20 protein-coding genes are annotated in these 25,587 nt (G+C 70.0%); 1 reads left to right on the top strand and 19 read right to left on the bottom strand.

Going from position 1 to position 25,587, the window contains the following annotated elements:
- Nucleotides 1–13: 13 nt before the first annotated feature.
- The 19 genes from B4N89_RS44570 to B4N89_RS44480 all read right to left on the bottom strand — a co-directional run bounded on the left by B4N89_RS44570 (nucleotide 14) and on the right by B4N89_RS44480 (nucleotide 23,558).
- Complete coding sequence (locus B4N89_RS44570; RefSeq protein WP_078982314.1) at nucleotides 14–949, bottom strand: hypothetical protein; 936 nt, start codon at nucleotides 947–949, stop codon at nucleotides 14–16.
- Nucleotides 942–2,492 (bottom strand): hypothetical protein, encoded by a 1,551-nt coding sequence (locus B4N89_RS44565; protein ID WP_143658313.1) that lies wholly within the window; start codon nucleotides 2,490–2,492, stop codon nucleotides 942–944. The genes B4N89_RS44570 and B4N89_RS44565 overlap by 8 nt, the downstream gene beginning before the upstream one ends.
- Nucleotides 2,489–4,765, bottom strand: a complete 2,277-nt coding sequence (locus tag B4N89_RS44560) for a transglutaminaseTgpA domain-containing protein (RefSeq protein ID WP_143658312.1) — start codon at nucleotides 4,763–4,765, stop codon at nucleotides 2,489–2,491. Before B4N89_RS44560 ends, B4N89_RS44565 begins: the two co-directional genes overlap by 4 nt.
- A complete protein-coding gene (locus tag B4N89_RS44555) occupies nucleotides 4,762–5,943 on the bottom strand; it encodes a DUF58 domain-containing protein (protein WP_078982311.1) in 1,182 nt (393 codons plus the stop codon). Before B4N89_RS44555 ends, B4N89_RS44560 begins: the two co-directional genes overlap by 4 nt.
- Entirely contained in the window at nucleotides 5,943–6,977 is a 1,035-nt protein-coding gene (locus B4N89_RS44550) for an AAA family ATPase (protein WP_101897556.1), read from the bottom strand. Before B4N89_RS44550 ends, B4N89_RS44555 begins: the two co-directional genes overlap by 1 nt.
- Before the next feature lie 85 nt (nucleotides 6,978–7,062).
- A complete protein-coding gene (locus B4N89_RS44545) occupies nucleotides 7,063–9,705 on the bottom strand; it encodes a fibronectin type III domain-containing protein (protein ID WP_078982309.1) in 2,643 nt (880 codons plus the stop codon).
- Nucleotides 9,706–9,879: 174 nt separating this feature from the next.
- Entirely contained in the window at nucleotides 9,880–11,355 is a 1,476-nt protein-coding gene (locus B4N89_RS44540) for a hypothetical protein (protein WP_143658311.1), read from the bottom strand.
- 234 nt (nucleotides 11,356–11,589) lie between these two features.
- Nucleotides 11,590–12,252, bottom strand: a complete 663-nt coding sequence (locus B4N89_RS44535; RefSeq protein ID WP_078982307.1) for a hypothetical protein — start codon at nucleotides 12,250–12,252, stop codon at nucleotides 11,590–11,592.
- A gap of 1 nt (nucleotide 12,253) precedes the next feature.
- Nucleotides 12,254–13,417: an NlpC/P60 family protein gene (locus B4N89_RS44530; protein ID WP_078982306.1), complete on the bottom strand. Its 1,164-nt coding sequence runs from the start codon at nucleotides 13,415–13,417 to the stop codon at nucleotides 12,254–12,256.
- A 44-nt stretch (nucleotides 13,418–13,461) separates the two neighbouring features.
- A complete protein-coding gene (locus B4N89_RS44525) occupies nucleotides 13,462–13,641 on the bottom strand; it encodes a hypothetical protein (RefSeq protein WP_078982305.1) in 180 nt (59 codons plus the stop codon).
- Nucleotides 13,642–13,663: 22 nt separating this feature from the next.
- Nucleotides 13,664–14,200: a DUF4913 domain-containing protein gene (locus B4N89_RS44520; protein ID WP_078982304.1), complete on the bottom strand. Its 537-nt coding sequence runs from the start codon at nucleotides 14,198–14,200 to the stop codon at nucleotides 13,664–13,666.
- The gene (locus B4N89_RS44515) at nucleotides 14,197–15,951 is read right to left on the bottom strand and encodes a type IV secretory system conjugative DNA transfer family protein (protein WP_235619346.1); all 1,755 of its coding nucleotides are present in this window, start codon (nucleotides 15,949–15,951) and stop codon (nucleotides 14,197–14,199) included. The genes B4N89_RS44520 and B4N89_RS44515 overlap by 4 nt, the downstream gene beginning before the upstream one ends.
- A gap of 51 nt (nucleotides 15,952–16,002) precedes the next feature.
- Nucleotides 16,003–16,890, bottom strand: coding sequence for a hypothetical protein (locus B4N89_RS44510; RefSeq protein WP_078982303.1), 888 nt, complete (start codon nucleotides 16,888–16,890; stop codon nucleotides 16,003–16,005).
- Nucleotide 16,891: 1 nt separating this feature from the next.
- Nucleotides 16,892–18,472, bottom strand: coding sequence for an ATP/GTP-binding protein (locus B4N89_RS44505; RefSeq protein WP_078982302.1), 1,581 nt, complete (start codon nucleotides 18,470–18,472; stop codon nucleotides 16,892–16,894).
- Between the two features lie 52 nt (nucleotides 18,473–18,524).
- Complete coding sequence (locus tag B4N89_RS44500; protein ID WP_078982301.1) at nucleotides 18,525–20,024, bottom strand: SCO6880 family protein; 1,500 nt, start codon at nucleotides 20,022–20,024, stop codon at nucleotides 18,525–18,527.
- A complete protein-coding gene (locus B4N89_RS44495; RefSeq protein WP_143658310.1) occupies nucleotides 20,024–21,619 on the bottom strand; it encodes a hypothetical protein in 1,596 nt (531 codons plus the stop codon). The genes B4N89_RS44500 and B4N89_RS44495 overlap by 1 nt, the downstream gene beginning before the upstream one ends.
- A 115-nt stretch (nucleotides 21,620–21,734) precedes the next feature.
- On the bottom strand, nucleotides 21,735–22,538 hold the full coding sequence (locus tag B4N89_RS44490; RefSeq protein WP_078982299.1) for a hypothetical protein: 804 nt from the start codon (nucleotides 22,536–22,538) through the stop codon (nucleotides 21,735–21,737).
- Between the two features lie 57 nt (nucleotides 22,539–22,595).
- A complete protein-coding gene (locus tag B4N89_RS44485; protein ID WP_078982298.1) occupies nucleotides 22,596–22,931 on the bottom strand; it encodes a hypothetical protein in 336 nt (111 codons plus the stop codon).
- Between the two features lie 6 nt (nucleotides 22,932–22,937).
- Nucleotides 22,938–23,558: a DUF6668 family protein gene (locus tag B4N89_RS44480; protein WP_078982297.1), complete on the bottom strand. Its 621-nt coding sequence runs from the start codon at nucleotides 23,556–23,558 to the stop codon at nucleotides 22,938–22,940.
- A 465-nt stretch (nucleotides 23,559–24,023) separates the two neighbouring features.
- Between B4N89_RS44480 and B4N89_RS44475 the strand changes: the two genes are divergently transcribed.
- Complete coding sequence (locus B4N89_RS44475) at nucleotides 24,024–25,370, top strand: hypothetical protein (RefSeq protein WP_078982296.1); 1,347 nt, start codon at nucleotides 24,024–24,026, stop codon at nucleotides 25,368–25,370.
- Nucleotides 25,371–25,587 lie beyond the last annotated feature (217 nt).

Here is a 25,587-nt window from a genome sequence, read left to right as displayed (position 1 = left end):
CCGACGCGGGCCGTCAGGCCCGCGTCACCCGGTCGAGAGCCGCCCGCGACCGACACCAGCGGGCGTTCTCGGCCAACCGGTCCCGCCAGCCGCTGGGATCCACCAGCCCCGGGTCGAACAGGGCGACGGCCTCGTCGTAGAGCCGGGCCGCCAGGTCGGCCCGGTCGGCCAACAGGGCCAGGTAGGCGTACAGTTCCCGGGTGGCCACGGCCGCGCCGATGTCGCCCGAGGCCGAGGCCGCCCTCGCCATGGTCTTGGCGACGATCAGGGCCCGGTCCGGCTCACCCTGGTCGAGTGCCCGGGCGATCACCCCGAGAGCGCGTTGCTGCTCGGGCGTCGGCGTGGGCATGTACGACGACTCGACCACGTCCCGACGAACGCCCTCGTACGGCCACGCGTCCTCGGCATCCTTCGTGGGCGGGACCGGCGACGCGTCGGCATCCCCTACCGGCGCCGGCGGCGGAGTGAACACCGCGGGTGTCGGCGCCGGTGGCGGGTCCACCGGTGACCGCAACGGCTCCGCGCCGCCGGACAGGCCCGGAAATGCCGGTGGTTCGTGCTCCGGCGCCCGCGGCGGGGTGGGCCGGATCCCGGGAGCCGAAGCCGCCCCCGCGCGCGGATGATTCGGCCCGGCGGCCGCACCGGTTCTCCCGCGACGCAGGCCCAACCCGCGGCGAGCCGGTTTGACGGGCGTGGGATCCCCGGCCTGGACGACATTGCCTTCCGAGTCGACGATCAACGGGAACGTCGTGCCGTCCGGCTCGACGGCCTGCACCCGCACCGCCCGACCGAGTACTCCGGCGGTTTCCGCGGCGACCGCCAACGCCACATCCCTCGGGTTGCGGCCGGGGTCCACCGGGACCGGGACCCCGCCGATCTCCACGGTGTCGTTCGGGCCCAGTTCGATCAGGATCACGGGCCAAGCGGGGACGGCGGCGTACTCACTCACTGGAGCCTCCCGATGCGTTCGGTGTCGCGGTGCCTCCGGTCGCCGGGCCGCCGGACCTGGTCGGCGCCGGCCGCGGGCAGACGGGGTCCGAGCGGGACATCATCATGCTCGGTTCGCCGCTGACGAGTGTGGTGACCACGACGCACGAGTTCACGCCGACCTCGGGGCCGGCCAACACCGCCGTCAACTCCCCGGCGCGCGGCACCTCGGTCTTTTGTACGGCACCGTCACGGCTTTGCGCGACGACGAGATACCCGACGATGAGGTCGGTGCGCTCCGGGACCTTCCAGGAGACCAACAGGCGCCCCTCGAACGACTTGACGGACACAGCCTGGGGTCGGTACGGCGCGGCCGCGTCCGGCGCCATCATGGTGGCCGGGGCCGGCGGTGTGGTCGGCGGTGCCGCGACGGGTTTCTCCTCCCGGGACGCCAGGACGATGATGCCGACCGAGGCGATCACGAGCACGACCAGGCCCGCGAGCACGAACACGACCCAGCGTGGACGGCGCTTGGGCGCGGGAAACCACTCGTGGGGCTCGGTCGAAGCCTGTTGGAAGTCCCATCCGAACGACTCGGTCGATTCCGGCTCCGGGCCCGACTCCGGCTCCGGCTCCGGCTCCGAAATCGGGAGCGTGAGCGGCGACTTGACGTCGGAGCGCGGTCCGGGCTCCGCCTCGCCGCCCGGCTCCGGAGCCGTCGACCAGGCTCCGACGGGCATCGGTCGGTGCTCGGCGGCGGGATCCAACGCCCGCGACAGCGGCGCGTACGTCTCGCCCGGGTCCGCGGGGGACCACTGCGACCGCGGTACGTCACCCGCCGATTCCGGGGCGCTCGACGGGGGTTCGGTCGGCCGCGGGGGAGGAGCGGAGATCGACTCGGCGACGTCGGCGACGGGTTTCGCCGCCGGAATCCACTCGGGGCCTGTCTCGACTTCGCGGGTCGGCGCGGCGAACTCCCGTGATTGCGCGGCGACATCGCCGACAACCGGTGCCACCTGCTCGGGTGCCGCCTCGCCGCCGCCGACTTCCGGCGCCCCCCGCTCTCGCGCCGTGTCGACGTCGTGGGACGCGGGCACGGGTTCGGGCTCGGACCCGGGCTCGGGCACGGGCTGTTCCGGTGTCGCCGGGGTGTCCTCGGGCGCCGGAACGACCTGTTCGGGTGTCGCCGGGGTGTCCGCGGGTGCAGGCACGGTCCGTTCGGGTGCCGGCTCGTCGTCGGGCGCCGGTACCGTCTGTTCCCGTGCCGCCGGGGCGTCGCCCGGCGCAGGTGCCACCGGTGCCACCCCTGACGACCCGACCGCGCCGACCGCCGCGATGAACTGCGTGCGTCCCGCGTCGGTTTCCGCGGCCGGCGGCGCGAAGAGTCCCGTCGGACCCGATTCGACCTCCGCGGGGGCCTCCTGCGGCGGTGCCGACGCCTGGTCGCGGACCAGGCCCCACCACCTCGGCTCGTGCAGGGTCGGCCCGCCGCTCGACGGGTCACTCCGGGGCGGGTCCGCGGGGTCCGAGGTGCCGAGTCGGTCGATGGTCACGTCAGAACTCACTCTCGTCCTTTGTCGGGCGATCGAAATACCAGCGCCACCGAACGCGGGCGCATCCTGCGGTAGGCCCGGACGTGCGCCCGGGGCCGGCCGTCGATCCGGCGTACGGCCCCCGCCACGATCGCCCGATCCCGCCACGCGGCATCCGCGTCCGCCTGTTCGACCCTGCGATCCCCATAGGCGATGTCGTTGACCAGGGAGGCCAGTTCGGGCAGTCGCGCGCCCGCCTCCGGGGGCAGTCGGGTCGCGCCGTAGTCGGCGATCTCGCCGACCGTGAGCGACCCGCTCGTACGCATCCCCGCCCCGACCAGGTCGTCGTTGATCTGTCGCCAGGCACCGATGACCTGCTCACGAGGCCCGCCCCGGCGGCGTCGGCGCCGGGCCAGGACGGGGCCGATCGCGGCCGCGGCCGGATACCCGACGACGCCCGCACCCGCGCCCGCCGCGACGAGCAGCCACCACCGGGCACCGTCCCCGTGCGCGGTGGTGCGGCTCGCGGTGTCCGGCGCGGGGCCCGAGCGCGCCTGCCCGGCGATCTCCCGGTCCTTCTCCGCACGGGTGACCGGTTTGGCCGGCGCACTGGTCGCGGGCGTCTTCTGCTCGGGAGCCTGCTTGCGGGCGCCCGAGTCGGTGGCCTGTCCGGGCGTGGGGAAGAACGGCACCCAGCCCACCCCCTCGAATTCGACCTCCGGCCACGCGACGATGTCACCGCTGCGCACCTCCCGGACACCGTTGGCGCCTTCGCGCCCGGCGGAGAAGCCCACGACCACCCGGCTGGGCAGATTGAGCGTGCGCGCCATCACCGCGAAGGCGGTGGCGAATTGCTCCGACGTGCCCTCCTTGGTCGTCTCCAGGAAGAACTGGAGGTTGCGATACGAGTGACCGGGCACCGCGGAGATGTCGTAACGGTGGTTGGCGCGCAGCCACTGGGCCAGGCGCAGGGCCTGCTGGTACGGGAACGTGCTGCCCGAGGTGGCGACGGTGGCCTTGGCCCGCAACGATTCCAGGGCCGGGATCGGCCGTCCCATCGCGTCGCTCTCGGGAAGGGCCGTGTTCGCGGGATCCTGTGCCGCGGGCAGGAACTGGAGGCGGTCCGGATCCAGCGCGGGAACGCGCGTGTCGATCCGGTAGCGCGTGCCCGAGCGCAGGCCCGAGCCGCTCGCGATCACCCCGCTGCCCGGGTCGACCCGCAACCGCAGGCCCGGCGCGTCCACTTCGGTCGGCCGATCGGTGCCCGGCAGCCAGATGTCGCCGAGGTCGCGCACGGTCACGGTGTTGACCACCGTGGACAGCACGGGTGGTCGACCGTCGGGCGACTCCGGGACGCGGCCGGCGGTGGCGCGCAGGTTCCGCACCGGATACCAACTCGACCCGTCGTAGCGATCGAGCACCGTCAGCCGCCAGTATCGATCGGGCGCACTGGGCCCGGCGACGCTGAACATCGGCTGGTCGGGGGACATCAGCCACGCGGAGATGCGATCGAGCGGGCTGATGCCCGTCAACCGCTCCGGCTGCGGCAGCGCGACCAGGTCGCGCAGATCGGGCGGGCGCCTGGTGCGGGTGCCGGGCAGGTCGGGGCCGAGCAGGGCCGCGACACACGCCAGGGCGATCACGATCGGCACGCCGACCACAGCCGTGCCCAGCGCCGGCAGCCGTTCCGGCGCCCGGATCAACAGCAGCAGTCCGATCGCGCCGATCATGGCGACCACGATCGGGAGATTGGAACCGGGACCGCCGACGCCCAGGATGACGGGGACGATCAGGGCGAGCAGCGCGGGCAGCGCGGGCAGCGACACGGTGGCGGTGCGCAGGGCCAGTTCGGCGCCCGCGAGGGCCGCCACCCACACGCATGCGGAGACCAGGACGAGCAGTTCCCCGTCGGCGGGCGCGGGCAGGACGGTGGTCAGGATCGACTTGGGCGCGTCGACGACGGCGGCGGCGATGTCGCGCATGCCCGCGGGAGTGGGAATCACGTGCCCGACCGCGCGGTCGCGAAAGAGCGAGGCGGAGACGACCAGGAGCCAGGCCAGCGCGGACAGTACGAGCGAGGGCCACAACGGCCGTGTCGCGCGGGCCTTCTCCGCGTCCGTCACGAACCGTTTGGGGCCGCCGGAGCAGGCCAGGACCACGAGGGTGGGCACGATCGCGGACAGGATCGCGGTAAGCATCACCTCGCCCGTGCCGAACACCCGGCGGAACGCGAACCCCACACACAGCGCGGCGCACGTGGTCGCGACCAGCGACCACCCGCGACGGCGAATACCCGGGCCGCTCATCGCACCGCCTCGCGGTGCCACGCGCGCGCGAGTTCCTCGAGGTCGGTGACCAGCAGCCTGGTCACCTGCGCGGGCAGCGGCAGCGCGGCCGGTGGCGGGCCTCCGGGGGCGGCCACCCGGATCACCACGACCCGGTCGAAACGACGCGTCACCCGGCCCAGCGCCTCGAGTTCGGCGGCCGACCCGACGCCGGTGACCACCACGAGCGTGTCGCTGTCGCGACGGCGCTCCAGGATCTCGAACGTGTCGCGCAGCGAGTGTGCGGCGTCGGCCTCGACCACCGCGAACAGATCCAGCAGGCGTCCGGAACCGGCCTGGCGATCCTGCGCGCCGGTGAGCGGCCCGGCCCCGGTGAACACGTGCAGGGGAAAATTCTTCCCGGCCACCGCGGCGGCCACCGACGCGGCCACCTCGACCGCGACCTCGAACGTCTCCGCCGACGTCGACCACGGTGGTCGGCCGGCGTACGACCCGACGCGGGTGTCCAGCACGACCGTGGTCGCCGGCAGGCTCACGTCGATCATGCGCCGCACCATCATGACCCCGGTACGCGCGGTCGAACGCCAGTGCACGCGCCGCAGATCGTCGCCGAGGGTGTACTCGCGCAACGAATGGAAGGTCAGCGTGCCGTCCTCGGCCGTGTCGGACGTGGGTCCTTCCAGGTGATGCGTGCGGCCGGCCGGCAACACCGGCAACGGGACGGTGCGCGGTCGGACCAACAGGGTCTCGACCGCGCCGTGTTCGCGCGCGCGTCGGCTCAGGCCGAGCGGATCGCCGCGCACCAGCGACATGGGGCCGACCGAGACCCGGCCGCGGACATGGGTGGGCAGCGGGTAGCGGGCGCCGACCTCGGCTCCCGGGGGCACCGCCGGCAGTGTGGCCGGATACACCGGCTCACCCGCGACGTGGTCCTCCGCACGCAGCCCGCGCAGCGGCCGGGTCCCGGTGTTGACCAGTACGACGACCGCGTGGGCGGCGTCGCCGCGGGCGACCTTGGCGGGGACGACGGTACGCCGGGCCCGTACCGACGGACGCGGCGCCGTCCACGCCAGTGCGAGGGCGACCGCGGCCAACGCGGCGACTCCCAGCACCCGAGCCTCGCCGTACCCGAGCCCCCAGCCCACCGCGCACAGGATCGCGCCGACCGCCAGAATTCCGCGACCGCCGGTGGAGAGCATCAACCGTGACCCTTCGCAGCGGTCGGCTGCGGCGCCGGCACCCGGTCGAGGATCTCGTCGAGCACGTCGGCGGCCGTGACACCGCTCAGTTCGGCGTCCGGGGCGAGCAGCAGGCGGTGGGTCAGGATCGGTCGGGCCAGCGCCTTCACGTCTTCGGGAAGGATGTGGTTGCGCTCCTGCGACGCGGCCCGCACCCGCGCGGCCCGGACCAGCGCGACGCTGCCGCGCGGACCGGCGCCCAGCCGGGTGTGCACGTTCTCGCGCGTGGCGCGGGCCAGCCGCACGGCGTAGTCGACGACCGGCTGCGCCGCGCCGACATGGTGCCGGGCCACCTGGACGAACTCCTGGATGTGCCGCGCCGTCGCGATCACGGGCAGCCCTTCGATGGTCGCCCCGCCGCCCGCGCCCGAGGCGACGGCGATCTCCGAGGCGAGGTCGGGGTAGCCGACGGTCACCCGCATCAGGAAGCGGTCGAGTTGGGCCTCGGGCAACGGATAGGTGCCGGACATGTCCACCGGGTTCTGCGTCGCGATGACGATGAACGGGCGCGGGACCTCGTGGGTGGTCCCGTCGACGGTGATCCGGCCCTCCTCCATCACCTCGAGCATCGCCGACTGGGTCTTGGGCGAGGCGCGGTTGATCTCGTCGCCGATCACCACGTGGGCGAAGACGGGTCCGGGAAGGAATTCGAAGGTGTTCGTGGTCTGGCGGAACATCGACACACCGGTGATGTCGGACGGCAACAGGTCCGGGGTGAACTGGATGCGATGCCACGACGCGTCGATGGACGCGGAGATCGCCCTGGCCAGCGTGGTCTTGCCGGTGCCCGGGACGTCCTCGACGAGCAGGTGGCCCTCGGCGAACAGGGCGATCAGCGCGAGGTCCACGACATCACGCTTGCCGACGACGACACGTTCGATGTTGTCTCCGAGCGCGCGAAAGCACTCTCGGAACAGCCGCAGGGCGTCGCCGGCGTGGAACTGGGGGGCCTCGGCCGGCTGGTTGCCGTTCGCCGGGGTGGCGAGCTGGGTCACGGTGCTCCAGATGGGTGGAACGGCGGACGACGGGCGAGAGAGCCCGCCGCCCGCGAGTGATCACACGATGGGTGAAACCGGGGTGTTACTCGCACTCCCAGAGCGGAGGCGAGAACTTTCCCCTGTCGGAATTGGGGGTTCGCACGTACAGGTCGCTGACGTAGCCCGAGACGGACTTGTAGTCGACCCGGTCCCACACGGCGCTGTGCACGTTGGTGGCCGTGCGGGTCACGCTCTGGCCCATGGTCTGGCAGTGCACCGTGATGCTGCCGGTGTAGTTGCTGCCGATCTCACCCCTGCGGGTGGCGGCGTCGATCCGCGGCCCGGCGTGAATGCCGATGCCGATCGAGTTGTTCCGGTTGGGACCGACGTTGTAGGTCCGCTTCGGCGGCGTCAGGTCGATCGTCGTGGTGGCGGAGCCGCTGCCGGCCGCGTTCTTCGCGGTGATCGTGACGGCGTACTTCTGGCTGTTCTTGAGGCCCTTGGCCACGTACGAGGTCCCGGAGACGGCGTACGTGTTCGCGCCGATCTTCACCTGGTAGGTGGTCTTGGGGTCGGTGCCCTTGGGCAGCGTCCACTTCAATGTGGCCCCGTGCCCGCCGCTTGCCACGGTGACACTCACGTTCTCCGGCTTGGGCGGCTTGACACACGGTTGAATCGGTTGGGACCAACCGGAGTTCATCTTCTTCTGGCCGGCGAACTCGGCGGTGACGAAGAACTTGTACTCCTTGCCGCACTCGCCTCCCGAGACGGTGAACTTCATCGTGCCGCCGGGAGCGACGGCGTCGGGGGTGACGCTGAGACCGGCGGTCACGTTGCCCAGGGTGTACCGGGTGGGCTTGGCGCCTTCCGACGGACTGAAGGTCAGGGTGATCTTCCCCTGGCTCGACGTGGCCTTGGGCGTGCCGGGCGCCTTCATCTCGGGCGGGGTGGTCGGTGGGGTGGTCGGGGGCGGAGTGGTGCCGGTCGGACTCGTCGTGCCGGTCGGACTCGTGGTACCTGTCGGACTCGTGGTGCCGGTCGGCTCGGTCGTGCCCGGCGCGGACGAGGTCGCGGACGCCGAGGCCGTACCCGGGGCGGTGGGCGTCCCGGCCGTCTTCGTCGGCTGCGGCTCGGGCGTCTCGCCCGGGTCGGCCGGCGTGGTCTTGCTCGGCAGCGGCACCGGCAGTTGCGGAGTCTCTTCCGTGGGCGGCCGAGGGTCGGGCTTGGGCTTCGTGTCGTGCGGGGGTGGCGGCGGGAACGGATCGTCGCCGGGTACGTCCTGCGGCGGCGCCTCGCCGCCGCCCGGCAACTGCTGGTCCTCGGCGGGCGGTTGCGAGGACGGAGGAGTCGAGGGCGGGGCGGAGGTCGCGCCGGCGCCCGGCGGCTTGGTCACGGTGGGAGTGGCCTGGTCGCCCGGAACACCGTCGGCGCCGGGTTCGCCGTCCTTGCCGATCCGATGGATGCGACCCTGGACGTCGACGACCGCCGCCTCGGCACTGTTCTGGTCGTTGACCCAGAGGAGGCCGTTGCTGACGTACGTCTCCAGCGTGCCCTTGGCGCCGGTGACCTTGATCGGCTCCTCGAACCTGGCCTGGACCGTGTTGTAGACGAGCAGCGCGCCCGTGTCGAAGTCGGGCACGTAGACCTTGGCGCCGAGCACCGACGGGCTTCCGTAGGTGTGCTTCTGCGTCTGTATCGGAGCCGCCTGGATGGAACCGCTGTTGACGTCGAGAAGGGCCAACGAGCCGGTGTCGGAGGCCAGGAAGGGCACGACCGCGCCCTCGCTGACGCCGGGCACCAGGAACCGGTCGGGCGCTCCCTTGGTCAGTTCGGTCGGCAGCTTGAAGGTGCTCGCCACGCTCGTCTGGGTGAGCGTCATGGCCTTGCCGGCGGTCACGTCGGTGACCACCACCCGGTCGGCACCGGACTTGCGCCCGCCCTCGTTGCCCGGCGGCGCGGCCTTGACGAGGGTCAACAGCAGCGGATGTCCGGGCTCGGCGACCTTGATCGGCGCGCCTCGGTCGGAACCCTGGATCGGCACCACCTCACCGGTGGCCGACAGCGGTACCCACAGGGTGCCGTCGGCGTCCGCCTGACTCTTGCCCAGCGGGATGCGCCCTCCCTGGGCGTCCTCGAAGACGATCGGCGGTCCGATCGTGGCAAAGGAGCCGAGCGCGTTGGCGGCGTCGGTGGTCGGTCGCGGGTCGATGCGCTGCACCTCCCCCTTGCCGGGGCTGATCCGCCACGCGTTCCCGCCTCCGGTGGCGATGTCCTGGTTGGGGGTTCCGTCCGGTGAGGTCTGGGCGACGGTGAGTTGGCGGGGGTCGATCTGGTTGAGCTGCCCGGTCTTCTTGTTCAGCACCAGGACGGTCTTGCCGTCCGTGCTCACCTGCAAGGTGGTGGGGTCCTGGCCGCCGGGCAGGGTGATCCGGGCGTCGACCCGTCCGGTCAGGCCGTTCACGTGCACGACGAGGTTCTTGGAGCCGCTGGGCAGCCACGCGCCCACGTCCGAGAGGTCGGAGTCGGCTCCGGCCGCGCCGATGCCTACCACGACCGAGGCGGCGATGACCGAGACGGCCGCGCCGATCGCCACGATCGCGGTCGGACGGTTGCGGTCCAGGCGCAGGCGGGACAGCCCGGGGATGCGGGACAGGCGGCTTTCACGCGGCGGGGCGGACTGTGGCTCGGGATCGGGTTCCCGAGCCGACGACGGGGTCGGCGAGTCGGGCGCGGGGCGCTGGGACATGGGGCTTCTCCCTGGAACACGGACCGGTCCACGATCCTTGGGTATCGAGTACACGGCCGGGGTCGGCCGACGTGAACGTCGACGCTTGCTTCGGATGCTGTGACGGAAGTGCCGGCCGGCCCCCGGCGGGACCGGCCACTGGGGCGGCGGGCAACGAAGTCGTGGGCAACGGACTCACTTCGCGGGCGGGGCGCTCGCGGGCGAGGCCTTGGCCGCCGGATACATCGCGATCGCGGCCGATGACGTGGTGTCCTCCTCGCGTTGGACGGAGAGCGTGAACAACCCCGCGCCCGACGCCGTGAGCAGATCCGGGACGGCGGTTCGCGCGGGAAGCGGATCGATCCGGCGCGTGGCCAGATCCACGACCGCCGGTTCCCTGGCGGGTTCCGCCTCGTCCTCCGCTCGTGGGGCCTGGCCGTCGGCGAGCAACGAGCCGAACGCGATGCCGTCGTCACCGACCGCGCCGAGCGCGACACCCCGGCGGTCGTGGTCGCCGGCCAGGCACGCGAGCGTGCGTGCGGACAGGTCGAGCACCAGCGAACCCGCCACGACGTAGCGCCCGTTGGGGGAGGCGGCGAAGGACGATCGCAGCCCCTGCGGGTCGACCTCGCCACCGCCCGGGGCGGGGCAGGGGCCGGAGAACAGGAGCGCGCCCGACCCGGGATCGTGTGCGGCGTACAGTGTCGGTTTGCCGGCCTCGCCGGCCCAGGCGATCACCATCGCGCCCGGCAGGGTGCCGAGAAGCGTCGCGCGCGTGCGTCCTTCGGGACCGATCTCGGAACTGCTCCAGCCGCCGACGAGACCGAATCGACCCTGGGGTCGGGCCGGTATCTCCGCGGTCAGTACACCCCCGGCGACAGTCGACACGGGCACGTCCCGCACGGTGCAGCCGTCGCCGTCGGCCTCGTCGCACACGGTCGATCGGCGCCGGTTCCCCGCGGGCACGGTGCTGCTCGCGCCCGTCGTCGGATTCCACAGTGTGGCGGGATCCGCCTCGATGACGCCTTCCGAGGCGTCCGCCACCCGGTTGCCCTGGAAGAGCACGCCGCCGTCGCCGATCGAGATCTCGACGGCGCCGAAGTCGCCGGGGGTCTCGCGTTCGAGATGTTGCGTCGGCGCCACGGCGTTGCCCGACGAGGAGACCGGGAAGGTGTCCACCACGGTGAGTCGGCGCGAGCGTACGAGGCCGTCGCCGGGAACCACGCCGAAGCGCACCAGGACCGCCACCTCGCCCACCGCGGTGTTCACCACCCGAAACAGCGGAGCGCGCCCGATCTGCAACCTCTTCAGGGGCGCGGACGACCAGACCACGGTGCCCTTGTCCGCGCCGCGAGCGATCACGACGGTCCCGTTCGGCTTCCCGTCGGCGGTTGTCGTGGGAGCGGGGGCAGTGCTCGCCGAGGGTTCCGGGGCCGGGAACCGGTCGCTCCCGGCGAACACGTCGAGCAGGAAACCGGTGCGGGGCGCGACCGTGTAGGCGCGGTTCGTCTCCTCGTTGCGCCAGCCCTTGGTGCCGTCGAAGGTCGGCGGCACCGACAGCGTGGCCGCGGCGACCGCCGCCGGCGGGGCCACGGGGTTGTGTTCCTCGGGTGATGGTTGCTCACCGCCGAACGACGTGCAGCCGGTTGCCGCGCCCAGGGTCACAAGCATCGTGGCCAACGTCGACAGCGCCCGGCGGCGTCTCAGGACACGCCGAGAGGCCAAGGTGTACTCCTGCGCTGTGCTCGATGTTCGAGATCGGCGTCTGGACGCCGTCGAATTCCCTGACGACGCTAGGCCGTCGCCATGGGGCCGACAACCTTTCCAACCCTCGACTGGGCAAGCCGATACCGCCCTCGGGCGACGGCTGTGCACTGCCTCACCGGGATCGTCGGTTTCGACCGATCAGTCGACGGCGCGTACCGATGAGACCTTCCACGACTGGGTCGCCGAAGCACGCTCGAGCGAGACGAAGACGGTCATGGTGGTGGCCGGACCCTCCCAGCCGTCTCGCCCCTTGGGCGTGATGGTCAGGGTGAACGCGTGGAAGGCCGTGGTCTCGCTGTCCTCCGGCTTGCCAAGGTCGTCGGCCGACGCGGCCGTCACCGTGGTGACGGACTTGTGCTCGGCCCAGGCGAGCCAGACTCCGCCGGGGCCCGACACCTGCGGACTCATGCGCAGGCTCTCCGCGTACTTCGGGGTCAGGAAGGGCGCGGCGCGCTGCGCGGCGTCCCACCGTGTCGCGTCGAGTTCGGTGTCCACCGTCCACATCGTGACCGCGGTGGCCCGCGCCACGGCGATCGCGCTCTTGCCGTCGACCTCGGCCGGTGCCGGCAGCGACGCGGAGGGCGTGCCGGTACGACCCACGAGCGCCGGCAACGGGGAGGCGGCGACGGAGGGTTGCGGGTAGGTCGCAGGCGCGCTCGCCGTCGCGCCGGATCCTCGGGTGGAGGCAGAGGGCCGCCCGGAGGAGTGGGCGTCGCCCTGGTTCCGGCCTCCGCCGAGGCCGCATCCGGCGAGGGAGGCGGCCAGCGTCAACGACGTCAGCAGCACGACGGGTCCGCGCATCTCAGGCCTGCGCCGTGGTGGTGACGGAATAGCGCTGGACCGTCCAGATGTCCGACCTCGAGAATCGGGAGAAGGGGTCCTCCCTGATGATGGTGCCGGTCTTGTACGCGTTGATCGTCGTCGAGTTCCCGACGTACAGGGCTGTGTGGTGGGTGGCAGAAGTGCCGACCCCGCCGCCCGAACTGGTGAAGAAGATGACGTCCCCCGGTTGCATCTTGGCTTCCTCGGCCTTGCTCGGAGGGCCGACCGAGGAGAGGATCCGCTGACCCACGCCCGACTGGGGACCCGTGGTACGCGGCAGCTTCAACGCCCCGCCGGACGCCTGGTAGAAGACGAATCGCACGAAGCCGGAGCAGTCGAATCCCACGATTCCGGCGCCCTGGGCGAATCCCTCGCTGGGGCCGGTGAAGGTGCCGCCTCCCCAGGAATACGGATACTTGCCGATCGTCTGCCTCGCGACATTGACGGCGCGTCCCGCGAGCGTCTTGGTGTCGCCCGTGTACACGGCGTTCTTCACCTGCGGCGCCGAGTACTTGCTCATGATGTTCTTGATCCCGGGGACGTATCCCTCGGTCTCGGGCCACGGCGGAATTCCCCGGTAGTAACAGACGGCGCCGGGGCCCGCGTTGTAGGACGCGAGCATCAGATCGAACACGTCGCCGCGCGTCTCGCCGGCCTTCGGCCCCGCGTTGGTGTAGACCCTGCCGTGCATGGTCATCGTGCACGTCTTGTACTGCCCCGCCTGGATCTTGCGGACCTCGCCGGCGAGATAGCAGTCGTAGCGCTCCTGAGCCATGATGTTGGCCCGGGGATCGGTCTGGGGATAGCCGCCACCCCAGGTCGCCCACGTCGAGGGGATGAACTGACTCAGCCCGACGGCGCCCGCCGGACTCACGATGTTCGGCCGCCAGCTGCTTTCCTGATCGATCTGCGCGGCGACGACCGTGGGAGTCACCTCGGGGCACACGTTTCCGGTCTGCGCGACGAACGATCTGAACGCGGCCGGAACGGCGTCGACGTTGAAGGCCATGTTCAGGAAACCCTTGGCCACGTTGAGCGGGTTCGTGACGGCGGCGATGAGAGTCGCCATCAGGACGACGAAGGCCACGAAGCCCCCCGAGAAAAGACCCAGGATCAGCCCGGTCTTCCTCTTCTTCTTGCTCATCGCCCTTTCCCCGCCCCTTGTGTGTTGTTCGACGAACGGCCCGGCTATTTCCCGGTCGCGATTCCCTTGGTCAGCTTGGCGGCGGTGGACAGCCCCGGGACGTAGTCACCGAGGCGCAACGTCGAACCCACCACGTCCATCGTCTGCTCCGCCCTGCCCATCGTTTCCCCGATGACGTTGTAGACGGATTTCAAGATGTCTTCGACGCCGGTTTCGTCGGCCATGACGGCTGCCCTTTCTCGTGGCTCAGAAGCCGATGTTCTTGTTCAGGACCTTGTCCTTGGGATATCCGGTCCGCGGTTCCCGCGGTTCCTCGTGCTCGTCCCGCCGCCGCATGTCCTCGAACAGCGATCCCTCGACCCGGAACCCGGGGTGATCGAGCAGTCCGGGGGGAACGGGGGTCAGGGGCAGGGCCGGCAACGGGCTGCCGCTGTGGCCGTCCCTGGGATCGCAGACGGCGAACGGCCCGATGTCGGGATCCATGAGCACGCGCAGGTGCGGGTCGGCATGGTGGGTCCACCAGATCGAACTGCCCAACGCCGCGTCCCGGCGCAGGTATTCGAAGGCCCGCCACAGGCTCGTCAGTCGGGCGACGGCCTCCGGATGAGCCCACCAACTGGGGCACCACACGGCCAGCGACCGGTTGAGCCGGCGGCGGAGCAGCGGCGCCAGATACTCGGTGACGAACACCTCCACCGAGGAGAAGAACATCTTCTCGGGCTGCGGCGCCGCGTTCGCGTCGTCTCGGCCCACGGGCGGCTCGGATTCGTCGGGATCGTTCATGAAACCTTCTTCAGGGCCATGGGCGAGTTCTGGGCACCCGGGTCGAATTCGGCGATCGACGCCCGAATCTCGTCGGCGTATACGGTCTCCCACCACGGGACCGTGCGGATCAACGCCGGTTTCGCTCCGCTGAACTGCACGAAGGCGCGACCGCGCGGCATGGACGCCAGGTCGGGTACGTCGAGCACGGGCTCGGTGCGGGAGCCCTTGGTGACGTTGCTCTCGAAGAAGTCGGTCGACTTGCGGGAGTAACTCCGGGTGCCCGGCTCGAAGATGCCGGAGGCGGCCGAGAGGTCGCCGAGGAACTTGGTGTCCAGGACGCCGCCCCCGTAGACGCGCACGTTGGCCGCGCCCCACAGTTTCGCCATTCCCACGTCACCCCACGCCGCGGCGCCCTGCGCCCAGGACTGGAGCATGGTCATCATCACGATGCCGCGTGAACCGAAGTGCGAGTACTTGTCCGGCAACGCCTTCCAGGGGCAGACGTTCGCCGCCTCGTCGAGCACGAAGAGCATCGGGATCGGCAACCGGCCGCCCGGGCAGTCGCGTCCGGTGTTCTCGGCCTCCTCGGCGATGGCCGCGGTGAAGGCCATCACCAGGGGAGCGGCCATCTTGTTCGTCTCTTCCGAGAGCATGTAGAGCGTGTCCCCGCCGCGCACGAACGCCTTGTAGTCGAACGCCGGACGGTTGGGGTTGTCGCCCGGCTCGATCCACGCGGTCACCGTCGGTGCGACGAGGAAGGACATGATCTGGGCCGCCGTGCCGTAGACACCGGCGCGCTGGCGATCCGGCGCGGTGATCACCGAATCCACCGCGTCGGCCGAGGCGTGGTGTCCACCGTCGCGCAGGATGCGTTCGGGAGTGTCGTCGGTGGGGCGGGTGAGCCAGGTGAACACCTGGGTGATGGTCTTTCCGCTGATCGAGGCGGCGAGCAGCAGGTGCGCGATCAGGTCCTCCGCCGCGGGCTCGAAGTAGGCGTCGCTGCGCGCGTGTCCGGGTCGGTTGATGCCGGAGAAGCGACTCGCCATCTTGACCGCGAGCGTGATGCTGCCGCCCACGTAGGACAGCGGATCCCAGTACCACGTGGGTTTGGCGCCGGCCTGGTTCTGCGGGTCGAACACCCAGACCTTGCCGCGCCGGGCCCGCGAGGCCCGGGTCGCGTCGACGATGTCGCGCTTGTTCGAGGTGACGACCACCGCACCGGGCGCCGCGACGATGTTGGGAATCGCCCGCGACGTGGTCTTTCCGGTGCGCGGCCCCCAGATGTCCACGTGCATGTCCTCCCACGAACCCCAGACGTCGAGCCCTTGGCGCACGGTCTTGCCGATGTACAGGCCGGGCGCCTCGGTCTGGGACACGCCGAACTGGTCCGCCTTGCGCCGCACACCCTTGGTCGTGGACGCGCCGAGTTCGCGTGGGGTGGCCAGATAGGGAATGGCACGATCGATGACGAGCAGGCGGCGGCGATAGACCACCACGAGATAGGTCGCGCCGGCGGTGACGGCGGCCATGAGCAGGCACAGGACGACGCTGATCACGGTGGCACCGGTGCCCGGCCACGTGTACTTGTCCAGCACCAGGCCGAGCAGGATGATCGGCGGGGGCGGCGGCGCGAGGTCGGTCTCGGCCCTGGTGAGCGTGGCTCCCACCCACATCGCCCCGGTGACCGCCATGAGGACGCCCATGACGGCGAGGATCATGTACATGTCGCCGTAGGGGTTGGGGCCGCGCTTGTTATTGGTGGCACTCACGTCACGAGGCTCCTCTCGATGGTCGGCGATGCCCGCCGCGGGGGGTGGATGTCATGGCACGATCATGAATTGAACGATCGAGGAGGCGCTGCCGACGATCAGGGTTCCGATGAACACGTAGATGGTTCCGTGGGCCATCTCCGTGCCGGAGCGACGGGCGCCGACGAATTGGAAAAGCAGCCAGAAGGAGCTGAAGAAGCAGCCCACCAGGCAGGCCCAACTGACCCACCCCGCACCCTCCATCAGCGGTCCCGAGACCTCGGGAGGAGCCGAGTAGTCGCCGGCGTCGTAGGCGTTCTTGTCACCTCGGCCCGGGGGTTTGTAGCCGTCCGTGAACCAGGGATTGTCCTGCAGGCAATACGACTGTTTCTCGACCTCGAGGATCGGCTTGCCGGTGGCCGGGTTCTTCCACAGGCACGGGTGGGTGTTGAGATCCTGGTACTTCGACTGTCTGATGTCGGCGCAACCCGCCCGGTTCTCCTTCGGGATCGCGTCGCACGGATTCTCCTCGATCCGCCCGGGATCGGGGTGCCCGTTCTTTTTGTGCTTGCCCTCCAGGAGCCAGTGGTCCAGGAAACTGGCGTCTCCCGCCTTGCACCACGGAGGCTTCAGGTTGTGCAGGGCGTTGGTGATGTCGCCGTCCGGAATGTTCTGGTAGTGGACTTCGCTACTGCTCCCGTTGCAGCCGTCGGCGTCATTGGACATGTCGAAGGCGATCTGCCCCGGGCAGTAGATGCGGAACAAGACCCCTTGGAGATCCTTGGGCACCTGGAGGCAGATCGTCGGACTGCCGGGGGTGTTCGGATAATCGGTGGCCTGTGCGGGCGGACCGCTCCACACGAGCACCGAGGCCACCGCGAGCAGGACCAGGACCAACCGGCCCACGAGCGCGCCGAATCCCGTCCCGGCGTCTGGACCACGCAGCTTTCGACCGGCCATGTCACGTGGTCCATTTGCGGTTGGTGTCGTTGATGCGCAACTCGGAGGGGGTGAGTTCGACCTGGACCGGGATTCCGGGCCGACCGCCCACCTTGATCATGAATTTCCCTCGACCGGGAGGAGCCGAGTCGGTTCCCAGTTCGCTGTCCCAGGAGGGAGGAGTGGACCAGTCGGTGATGATCTGCTGCTCCGACTCCGTCATGCTCACGACCTCGGTCAACTGCGGCATCTCCGCGGCCGGCAGCCCACCGCAGATCACCATGCCGGCACGCTCGACGAAGCCCTTGGCCTTCATCCGGTCCTCTTCGGCGGGCAACGCCAACAGGTCGGACATGGTGTGCGTGATCATCGCCATGCCGACACCGCGCTGACGGTTGAGGCGGGTCAGCGCGTCGACCCGGTCCACCAGACCCCGTCCGGCGCGCAGCACACGCCAGAGTTCGTCGAGGATGACGAAGTAGTGCCGCTGCGGCTCCAGTCCGGCGTCCGCCAGGGCCTGGGCCACCGAGATCGCGCCGAATCCGTAGCTCCAGCAGGCGAGCAGGGCGGCGGCCTGGAGTTGGCCCTCGGAGTCGTCGATGCTGCTGACGTCGAAGCAGACCGGGCGGTCGTGGTGCATGGCCTCGGTGGTGGGGTGCGCGAACAACTCGCCCAACCGGCCGCCACCCAGGAGACCCACCAGCGACGCCTCCAGGTCCTCGGTGATGTCCCGATAGCGGGCGATGTCGCCGCGGTCGAGGGCCACCGCGCGGACGGCCTCGGGCGCGTCCTGCAACAGCCGCACGAGGTCCTTCATCACCGGTACGCCGTCGTGTCGGTCGTTGAGGACCGTCAACGCGGTGTTGAGGATGCTCTCCTCGCGGTCGGTCGGCGGTCGTCCGCGCAACACGGTGACCAGGGACGCCACCGCGTTCAGCCGCCGGCCGTGCGCCTCCGCGAGGAGCGCCTGCCGGGCCTTGAGCGGCAGGCGCACGGCAGCCTCGGTCACTTCTCCGGGGTCGAGCACGTTGAGATAGCCGCGTCCGCGTCCCAGCGAGATGACCTGCCCGTCCAGGGCCTGGATGAGGTCCACGTAGTCCGGCTTGAGGTCGCCGAACACGACCGGGTTGACGCCGTATCCGGCCAGCCCCAGGGCCTGCCGTCGCACGATCGTGGACTTGCCGAGACCGGGCTTGCCCAGCACGAACTCACTGGGGTTGAGCAGGAGGTTGGCCCGGGTGAACCAACTGATCGGGTCACAACACACCGTCGCGCCGCCCGCCAGGGACCGGCCCAGGGGCACCCCGACACCGGGCGTGCCCGAACCGGCCCCGAACGGCCACAGGCCGCAGACCTGCACGGTCGTACCCCGCCACTCCGGCGGGGTCTCGACATACCCTGGCGTGCCCTGTCCCCAGCCGCGGTAGCCGCGCGGCCCGGGGCGACGGATCAGCGGCCGAACCTCCGCGTCGGCGCCCTTGTCCGCCTGCTTCTTCGCTTTCCGCCCCCGGCGCCCCCGGGGTTCGGCGGGCGCCGCCGACGACGGAGCCGACACCGACTGGTCGAAGGTGGGGCCACCACCGAGCGAGGTGTCACTCGTCAACGGGCTCAACTCCCTTGGTTCCTGAACTGTGTGTGCCGGTGACCGGGCCTGCTCACATCGCTTCGCGCAGGGTCTGCGGAATCTTGAGGTGATTGGGCAGGACCAGACCCAGCGGGAGCGCGGCCGCGAACGCGGACGCCTGGGAGCCGTAGACCCGTCGGACGAGAATCCGGGAAGAGGCGGTGAGGTTGTCCACCGCGGACGCCGCGAGCTTGATGTCCGCCGCCTCGTTGACGGTCGCGGTGATCAGCATCGCGAACCGGACCAGACCCGCGCCGGTCGCCTCCTCACGAGCGGCTTGTTCGGCCGCCTGCACCGCGATCGAGTCACGGGCGTTGCCCAGCTTGGACTGCTTGGCCTTGAACATGGCGTCCTTGCGGTCGCGTTCGACCAACCGGGCCGAGGTCGCGGGGTCGTGCGGCCGGTACAACAGCGTCACGCGCTTGCGCATGATGTCCGGGTGCGGCGATACCAGGCGGGTCAGAACGCTGGAGTAGACCTCGCCACGCGGCGCCTCCGACATCGCCCAGGTGACCGAGAAGGCGCTGTCGTGCCGGTAGTGGCCCCAGCTTTCCTCGGTGGCCGTCGGACCGGCGTCGTCCCAGCGCAGATCGCTTTTCGGCTCGGAACGGGCCTGGTCGATGAACGTGGCGACGCTCGGGTCGTAGGCGACCCGGACGAGTTCGGTCAGCTCCCGACCGGTCATCGGCCGGGCCGGGCCGGCCCCGGTCATCTGCAGGCTGCTGCACAGGCCGGGAAGGCGCATGCCCAGGTCGACCGCCATGTCCTCGGCGGAGCGCTTGGCGCGGGCGCCGCGCGCGGCCCCCGAGTAGGTGAGCGCGACGCGGGTCGACATCTGCGCCGACCCCGTTCCGTAGGCCTCACGGACCTCCTCCAGCACCTGCTTGGCGAGCGGGGGCGCACCCTCGCTCATGTTGAACTCGATCTCCTTGCGCAGTCGTTCGCCCGTGTCCGGGGCCGCCTCGATGGTGACCGAAGCCGCGACCAGGCCGGGCTCGTGGCCGATCTGCGACAACCACTGGCCCCAGTACGCGACCCAGATGTCCACCTGCTCGGGATCCACGAGGGAGGCGCCGTCGGCACTGCACGTGAGCACGACGGTGTGGTGGTTGGTCGCGGGGATCGTGACGATCGCGAACGGCCGGCCGTAGGCGTCGTGCGCGTCGTAGAGCTTGGATCCGGCGGCCAGCCCGGGAAGCTTGCAGGTACCGAGAAGGATCCGACCGAGCGGCCCCGAGCGGTACAGATGGGCTCCCTGCGTCTTGCCGGCGCCCCAGGAGACCCGGGCCACGGCCCACTGAAGGCCGTTGCGCCCGTGTTTGTCCCGCATGATCATCGGCACCAGCGACAGGGCGATGAGCACGCCCACGATGATCGCGCCGACGAAGGAGACCATCATGACGAGGATGACCAGCAGCAGACCGGCGATGCCTGCCGCGGTCCCGATGAAGCCCAGGCGGCCGAGGCCGGGGGAGATCGGCCGCTGCCAGTTCCCGTAGGTACGGACGTCCTGGTTGGTGATGTTGCTCATCAGTTGCCCCCTTGGGATCGGTGCCGCACCAGGTTCGATGCCCCTCCGACGCTCCTCGCGCCCACCGTGAGGACGGCACCGGCCGCACCGATGTTGGCCGCGTTGGAGCCGGCCGCCGGACCGGTCATGGCGAAGACGACCCGGACGGTCGCGGGACCGACCAGCGTGACGAGGGCGAGTACGAACAGGCCCCGGAATTGGTCGTTGTAATCCAGCGCCTCATAGCCCGGCGGTGCCCAGAGCCGGGCGCCGGCGACGAAGATGATCACGGAGGCGGGCTTGACGAAGATGAAGGCCACCAAGTACGAGATGTGCCGCCGGAACAGGTTCAGGCCGGCCGCCGTCGAGGTGGCCGCCGCGGTCAGCGGCAGAGTCCCGGTCAGCACGATCACGAAGAACAATCGGGCCGTCATGTAGAAGTACTGGACCATGTTGGACGCGATGATGATCAACGCGGCCAGGAGGAAGAGCACGAACGAGTCGAAGCCCTCCAGGCTTTGGGCGAATCGGTCCGCGGCTCCCTGGAGTGCCTTCTGCGAGGTGGTCGTGCCGTCGGCCTCCGGACTGAGCCCGCGCACGATGATCCAGTCCGTGAACGCCTGGCAGGCTCTGACTGCCACGTTCACCAGGAAGATCGCGCTGCCGGTGACCATGACGAGGGTGAGCGTGCCCTTGATGACGTCCTTCACCGAGCTCACGTCGCGGGTGTACGCGAGTTTGAACCCGGCGAAGATGACACACGCGAGCGCCAGGAAGTACGTGAACGGATTCGTGTGCCGAGTCAGGAAGTCGGTGGTGTTCCGGCTGCACGGAACCGGTTTCGTGCGGTCGGTCTGCTTCTCGCTGGTCGGGTCGCAGTCGGTGTGGTCGTCGCTGATCAGCGGATCCGGCGCGGTCACCCACCACAGGAGGGTCAACCGGACGGCGACCTTGCTCTGCTCACGGATGAACGTGATGGGCTTGGAGAGGAAGTTGTCGTCCTCGGTCTTGCGTTGCGAGTTCTGGGTGACGACGTTCGCGTCGGGGCAGGTCGACACCTTGGATCCCGCGTCGCAGATCGGAAGGTCACCCGCCGCGGGCTTGGCGTACTCGAGCCAGACATCGTGCTCCTGGATGCACAGCGCCCGGGACTTCTCCGGCGCACGCGCGCACGGATGCTTCTTGGCCACCAGATCCGCGCGGACGTCCACGCAGACGACGTTGTGCTTCTCGCCGCCGCCGCCCCAGCTGCCGTCCATGATGGCGCACGGATTCAGCGCCTTCTCCGCGCCCTCCAACATGAACGACTCGTTCTGCTCCCGAGTCAAGGTGTTGGGCACGTTCTGGGGCCCGGCCGCGGCCAGGGCCTTGCCGGTCAGGTTGAGCTTGTCGGAGCGCCACTTCGTCAACGCGAAGTCCATGGTGTTGCGATCGCCGCCCAGGAGCTGGAAGACGCTCCATTGGCCGTGCTCGTCCTCGGGCTTGGTCTTGTCGTCGCTCGGACAGTAGAACGACCAGGTCGACCCCGCCGCGTTCTCCGGGAACCACACACACGTCTTGTCGTACTTATCCACCGCGCTGCTGGGGTGCTCGCTCTGCAGAGCGAAGAAGGACATGAGCAGACCGGCCACGATGGCCACGCGGACCGCGAGGAACCGACCGCGTCGGGTTTTGTGGGCAGCGCGTGGGGAGTTGCCCCGCGCACGCCGTCGTATGTGCCGAATCACGTGGCTACGAGCCCCCCCAGGGAACGAATCCCTCAAGTGAGATCAGATCCCGGCCGGTGGGCGAGTCGCCGCCGTCGGGCTGAAGCTCCAGCTTCCAGTCGCCGTCCTTCCACACGACCGTGTGCACGAACGCCTGAAGCGATCCGTCGGGACGGCGGCGGGCGATTTCCACGGCCGCGGACAGGGAGCTGTAATTGACGAACTTGAATCCCGCGAACTGCGACATGCTGCCGGGTTCGGGCATACGTGCGCTGCCGTAGGTCAGTTCCTTCTCGATCCGGGGAAGCGAGTAGGCGTCCGCCCCTGGTCCCGGCAACACCTGTTGGCTGACCACGGTGAGCCAGTTCTCGGCCAGGGCGTAGCGAGTGGTGATCTGCGCGATGGCCACGAGGGCGCCGGTGGGCGTCTGGGCATAACAATGCGCCACGTCGCCCTGGGTGATCATCGGCCCAGCGATCGACGACGCGGGGACGGAGACGGTACGAAACGGCTGCCAGGTGATGTTGGCAGGCGCTTGCACCGGACGCGATATCTCGGCGGCCGGAATGAACGGGCAACCCTTCGGTGCGGGCGCGCCGCCCTCCCGCACCGGTCCGAGGGTCACCGGGGCGACTCCGGGCGCGGCCGGGGGCCGCGACGCGGTCGCCCGAGGCTTCCCATCGTTTCCCGCGACGGCGAGATAGACGGCACTGAGGATGACGAACAGAATGACAAGCGCGGATGCGATGAAGCCGGGCTGCGCGAAGCGACTTCCCTCATCGTCGTCGTATCCACTCGACGCCGACTGTTCCTTTCTGAACCAGGCCATGCGCTCTACTCCGGATCGGGCCGCGAATCACGGTGCGAAGGTCTTCGTTTCCGTGGCTCAGGTGATGTAGTTGAAGATGGTGGCCAGACTTCCGGAGACGATCACCGTGAGCATTGCCATGCCGAGCCCGACGAAGGAAGCCTGACCGCCGTCCTTGTGCGCCTTCCAAATCATGCCGGTGCACACCAGGGCGACCAGGAACGAGAAAGCGAGAATGCCGTACGAGACCATACCCGCGACCTTGGCGATGCCGTTCGTGAGATCGGCGGGAGGCGAATAGTTCTTCGGGTTCGGCATGTTCTTGCCCGGGGGCTGCGTCGGCGGTGGGGTCTTGTCGTCCGTCACCCAGGTGTGCAGACCGTGAAACGAATTCAGCAGAGTGGATTTCACCACGGGGCCTCAGTTTCTCGCAACGACGTGACTTAAATCGCCGGCCAACCTGGCCAGCGATTTCGGGAGTTGGGCGATCGGGGGGGTCTCGCCGAATCTCCAGGGTTCTATCCACGGGATGGCCCAGGTGCGGGGAAAGGCCCCGGCGACGAGCTTCACCAGGTCGCGCAATGGCTTCGGCAGTGTGCCGGGTGCGTCGGCGACCGCCACGAGTCCCAGCAACCGCACCTGGGGCACCGCCCCGGAGGCCCATTGACGGGCGGCCGTCTGGGCCGCGCGCAGACCCGGGACATTGGTCCGGGCGACGAGGAGGACCGACGCGAAGGTGCCGTCCACGGGGACCGGCCAGTGCCGATGCGCGTCGCGACCGGCGGGGAAGGTGGCGCCGAGCATGCCGACGCCCGCGCCGCCGTGACAGCCCAGCCACCACCACGGCGCCTGCTCGTTCGGGTGCAGGTGCCGGATCGGCAGACCGCCGTCCTGCGGAGGCGGCACCGCTCCGGGATGAGGTCGGGTCGGCATCATCGTCGCCGGCGGCGGGGAGGGACGCGTGTCCGGGACCTCGGGGGTTTCGGTGGCGGCGGCGACAGTGGCGGTAATCCACGGATTGGTTACCGTCGGTTTGCTCATCGCACCTCCAGCCTCAAACTCTTTGGATCGGCTTGCCGTCGAATGCTGATCCCACACGACTCGAACGTGCATGTCGTCCCGGACGACCGCACGCAGGTGTACGCCACTGCACCTTGGATGGTGATATCTCGGTCTCGAGCGTGTCGGTTCTTTTTACCCCTGCCCTGCATCCGGAGACCGGGTCGGTCGCGTCGGAATCTCTCGGCAAGAGTACAAGAGCGCGAGCGGAGGCTGATTCGATTTCCCGGTTACAGATTGCACTGGCAAGGCGGGGATTCGGCGAATCCGAGTTTCGATGTGCACAGTGAATCCCCGCCGCTGCGGGAATATGGGATAAGGCCGGCTCCGGCCGGGCGAACGGGCATCGCGATCGACGGACGTGCCAGCGCCGGCCACGGGGGGCCGTCCGGGTTCCTGCTTGCGAATGGCTTGTTGGTGACGGCGATTCGATCTAGATTCCCCGACATGAGACCGAGAGCACTCCCGGCCTGTTCGGCCGCCGCCGCGCTCGCCGTGACGTTGGCGATCGCGGCGGACGGTTCACGACCGCGACCGATGGTGCATGGCACCGAGCAAAGCCGCTCCGCCCTGAACGCGGCGTCACCGGAACGGGAACTCACCGCGGTGACCCGGCGCACGCCGCGCGGCTACGAACCGACCGGAACCGCGGTCGGCGGTGGACCGGATCCGGCCCGCGCCGCGGTCCTGGTTCCCGGAAGTTATCTGGACGAACTGACGGACAAGGAGGTCGGGTACTACGCCGTGGACGTGCCCGCGGGCTACACCGCCTACGTCTCGGGCACCACCGTCAGCAACGTCAAGGGCCTCGAGGCACTGGACGTGAAGCATCTGGGCGAGCGCGGCAACAGCTTCTGCCGGACGGACACCGGGCTCGATCAAAACCTGTCCAAGGTCGTCACGGCATCCGTGAGCTGGACGGCGTCCGGCGAGGGCGGCAACGGCTGCGCGCGACCCGGGCGCCAGGTCTTCTCGGTGACCCGCCGCGGAACCGGACCCCCGGTGCCGCTCGAACTCCAGGTCCTGCTCGAACCCCGAGTCCTGGACCAGGGCCCGGCCGAGGGCGGCATCGCGCTCTACACCGAACCCGGCGGCCCCGATCGATCCGTGGTCGGCGGCGGTTCGTTCGCCTCGGCGGCGATCCTGCCCGGCTCCGGCCACTACACCGACACCATCGTCCCGGGCGAGTGGGCCTTCTTCCGGGTCCGTCTCGACTGGGGCCAGAGCCTCGCCTTCCAGACCCGGGTCGGCGGCGGGAAGAAGATCGTCGGCGTGCAGACCCACTTCTACAATCCGGTCCGCGAGCAGTTGGCCCAGGACGCGTGGGGTGTCCAGGACACCGAGCACATCTTCGCCAAGGGAGTCGACCCCTTCGCCACGCGCCCGGTGCGCTTCCTCAACCGCAGCGACCGGCAACAAGAGGTTGCCGACATGCTCCCGGGCTGGTACTACATCGCCGTGGCGGCCCAGGGCGAAGGGGAGTCGCGGTCGCTGGCGGTCGACGTGTCGGTGGCCGGAACCAAGGAATCCGGCCCGGTGTACGCGCAAGGCACGCAGCCCCTCGATTCCACGCGCGAATCGAAGGTGCCGGCGAGTGGGACGCCGTCCACGGAGAACCCGGCCTCGAAGGGCCCGACCCGCCCGGAACGCGAACTCGTGCACTCGTCCGCGAAGGACGACGAGTCCGGGGTTCTCGGCAGCCCGCTGCTCTGGGCGGGACTGCCCGCCGCGCTCCTGCTCGGCGCCGGCCTGACGGTGCTGCTCCTGCGCCGACGGGCGTCGCGCCGAACCTGATCCCCGGGACGCCGATGTCGCGTGCTCGAGGCGCGGAACCGGTGACTGCCGCCGCACGCCGGTCGCGTGATCCGGGACCGGTCGCAACCACTGCCCCGACGGCCGGTGTTCCGGGTGGCGCCGCCGCACGGCCGGGGCGTGGGAGCGCTGTCGCGAGTGTTCGGGCGCACCGCGGGTGGACGTTCGTCGATTCCCGCCCGCTCCCCCTGACCGAGAG

Origin of the sequence: Embleya scabrispora (assembly GCF_002024165.1) — a bacterium.
Lineage (GTDB): Bacteria > Actinomycetota > Actinomycetes > Streptomycetales > Streptomycetaceae > Embleya > Embleya scabrispora_A.
The sequence above is the reverse complement of the archived record's forward strand: the minus strand, read 5'-3'. Positions and strand labels throughout refer to the sequence as shown.

Coding starts and splice junctions, on each gene's coding strand:
- B4N89_RS44560 (WP_143658312.1), bottom strand. CDS start 4,765: ATGAGCGGCCCGGGTATTCGCCGTCGCGGGTGGTCGCTGGTCGCGACC.
- B4N89_RS44555 (WP_078982311.1), bottom strand. CDS start 5,943: ATGCTCTCCACCGGCGGTCGCGGAATTCTGGCGGTCGGCGCGATCCTG.
- B4N89_RS44545 (WP_078982309.1), bottom strand. CDS start 9,705: ATGTCCCAGCGCCCCGCGCCCGACTCGCCGACCCCGTCGTCGGCTCGG.
- B4N89_RS44540 (WP_143658311.1), bottom strand. CDS start 11,355: ATGCTTGTGACCCTGGGCGCGGCAACCGGCTGCACGTCGTTCGGCGGT.
- B4N89_RS44535 (WP_078982307.1), bottom strand. CDS start 12,252: ATGCGCGGACCCGTCGTGCTGCTGACGTCGTTGACGCTGGCCGCCTCC.
- B4N89_RS44530 (WP_078982306.1), bottom strand. CDS start 13,417: ATGAGCAAGAAGAAGAGGAAGACCGGGCTGATCCTGGGTCTTTTCTCG.
- B4N89_RS44525 (WP_078982305.1), bottom strand. CDS start 13,641: ATGGCCGACGAAACCGGCGTCGAAGACATCTTGAAATCCGTCTACAAC.
- B4N89_RS44520 (WP_078982304.1), bottom strand. CDS start 14,200: ATGAACGATCCCGACGAATCCGAGCCGCCCGTGGGCCGAGACGACGCG.
- B4N89_RS44510 (WP_078982303.1), bottom strand. CDS start 16,890: ATGGCCGGTCGAAAGCTGCGTGGTCCAGACGCCGGGACGGGATTCGGC.
- B4N89_RS44500 (WP_078982301.1), bottom strand. CDS start 20,024: ATGAGCAACATCACCAACCAGGACGTCCGTACCTACGGGAACTGGCAG.
- B4N89_RS44495 (WP_143658310.1), bottom strand. CDS start 21,619: ATGTCCTTCTTCGCTCTGCAGAGCGAGCACCCCAGCAGCGCGGTGGAT.
- B4N89_RS44490 (WP_078982299.1), bottom strand. CDS start 22,538: ATGGCCTGGTTCAGAAAGGAACAGTCGGCGTCGAGTGGATACGACGAC.
- B4N89_RS44480 (WP_078982297.1), bottom strand. CDS start 23,558: ATGAGCAAACCGACGGTAACCAATCCGTGGATTACCGCCACTGTCGCC.
- B4N89_RS44475 (WP_078982296.1), top strand. CDS start 24,024: ATGAGACCGAGAGCACTCCCGGCCTGTTCGGCCGCCGCCGCGCTCGCC.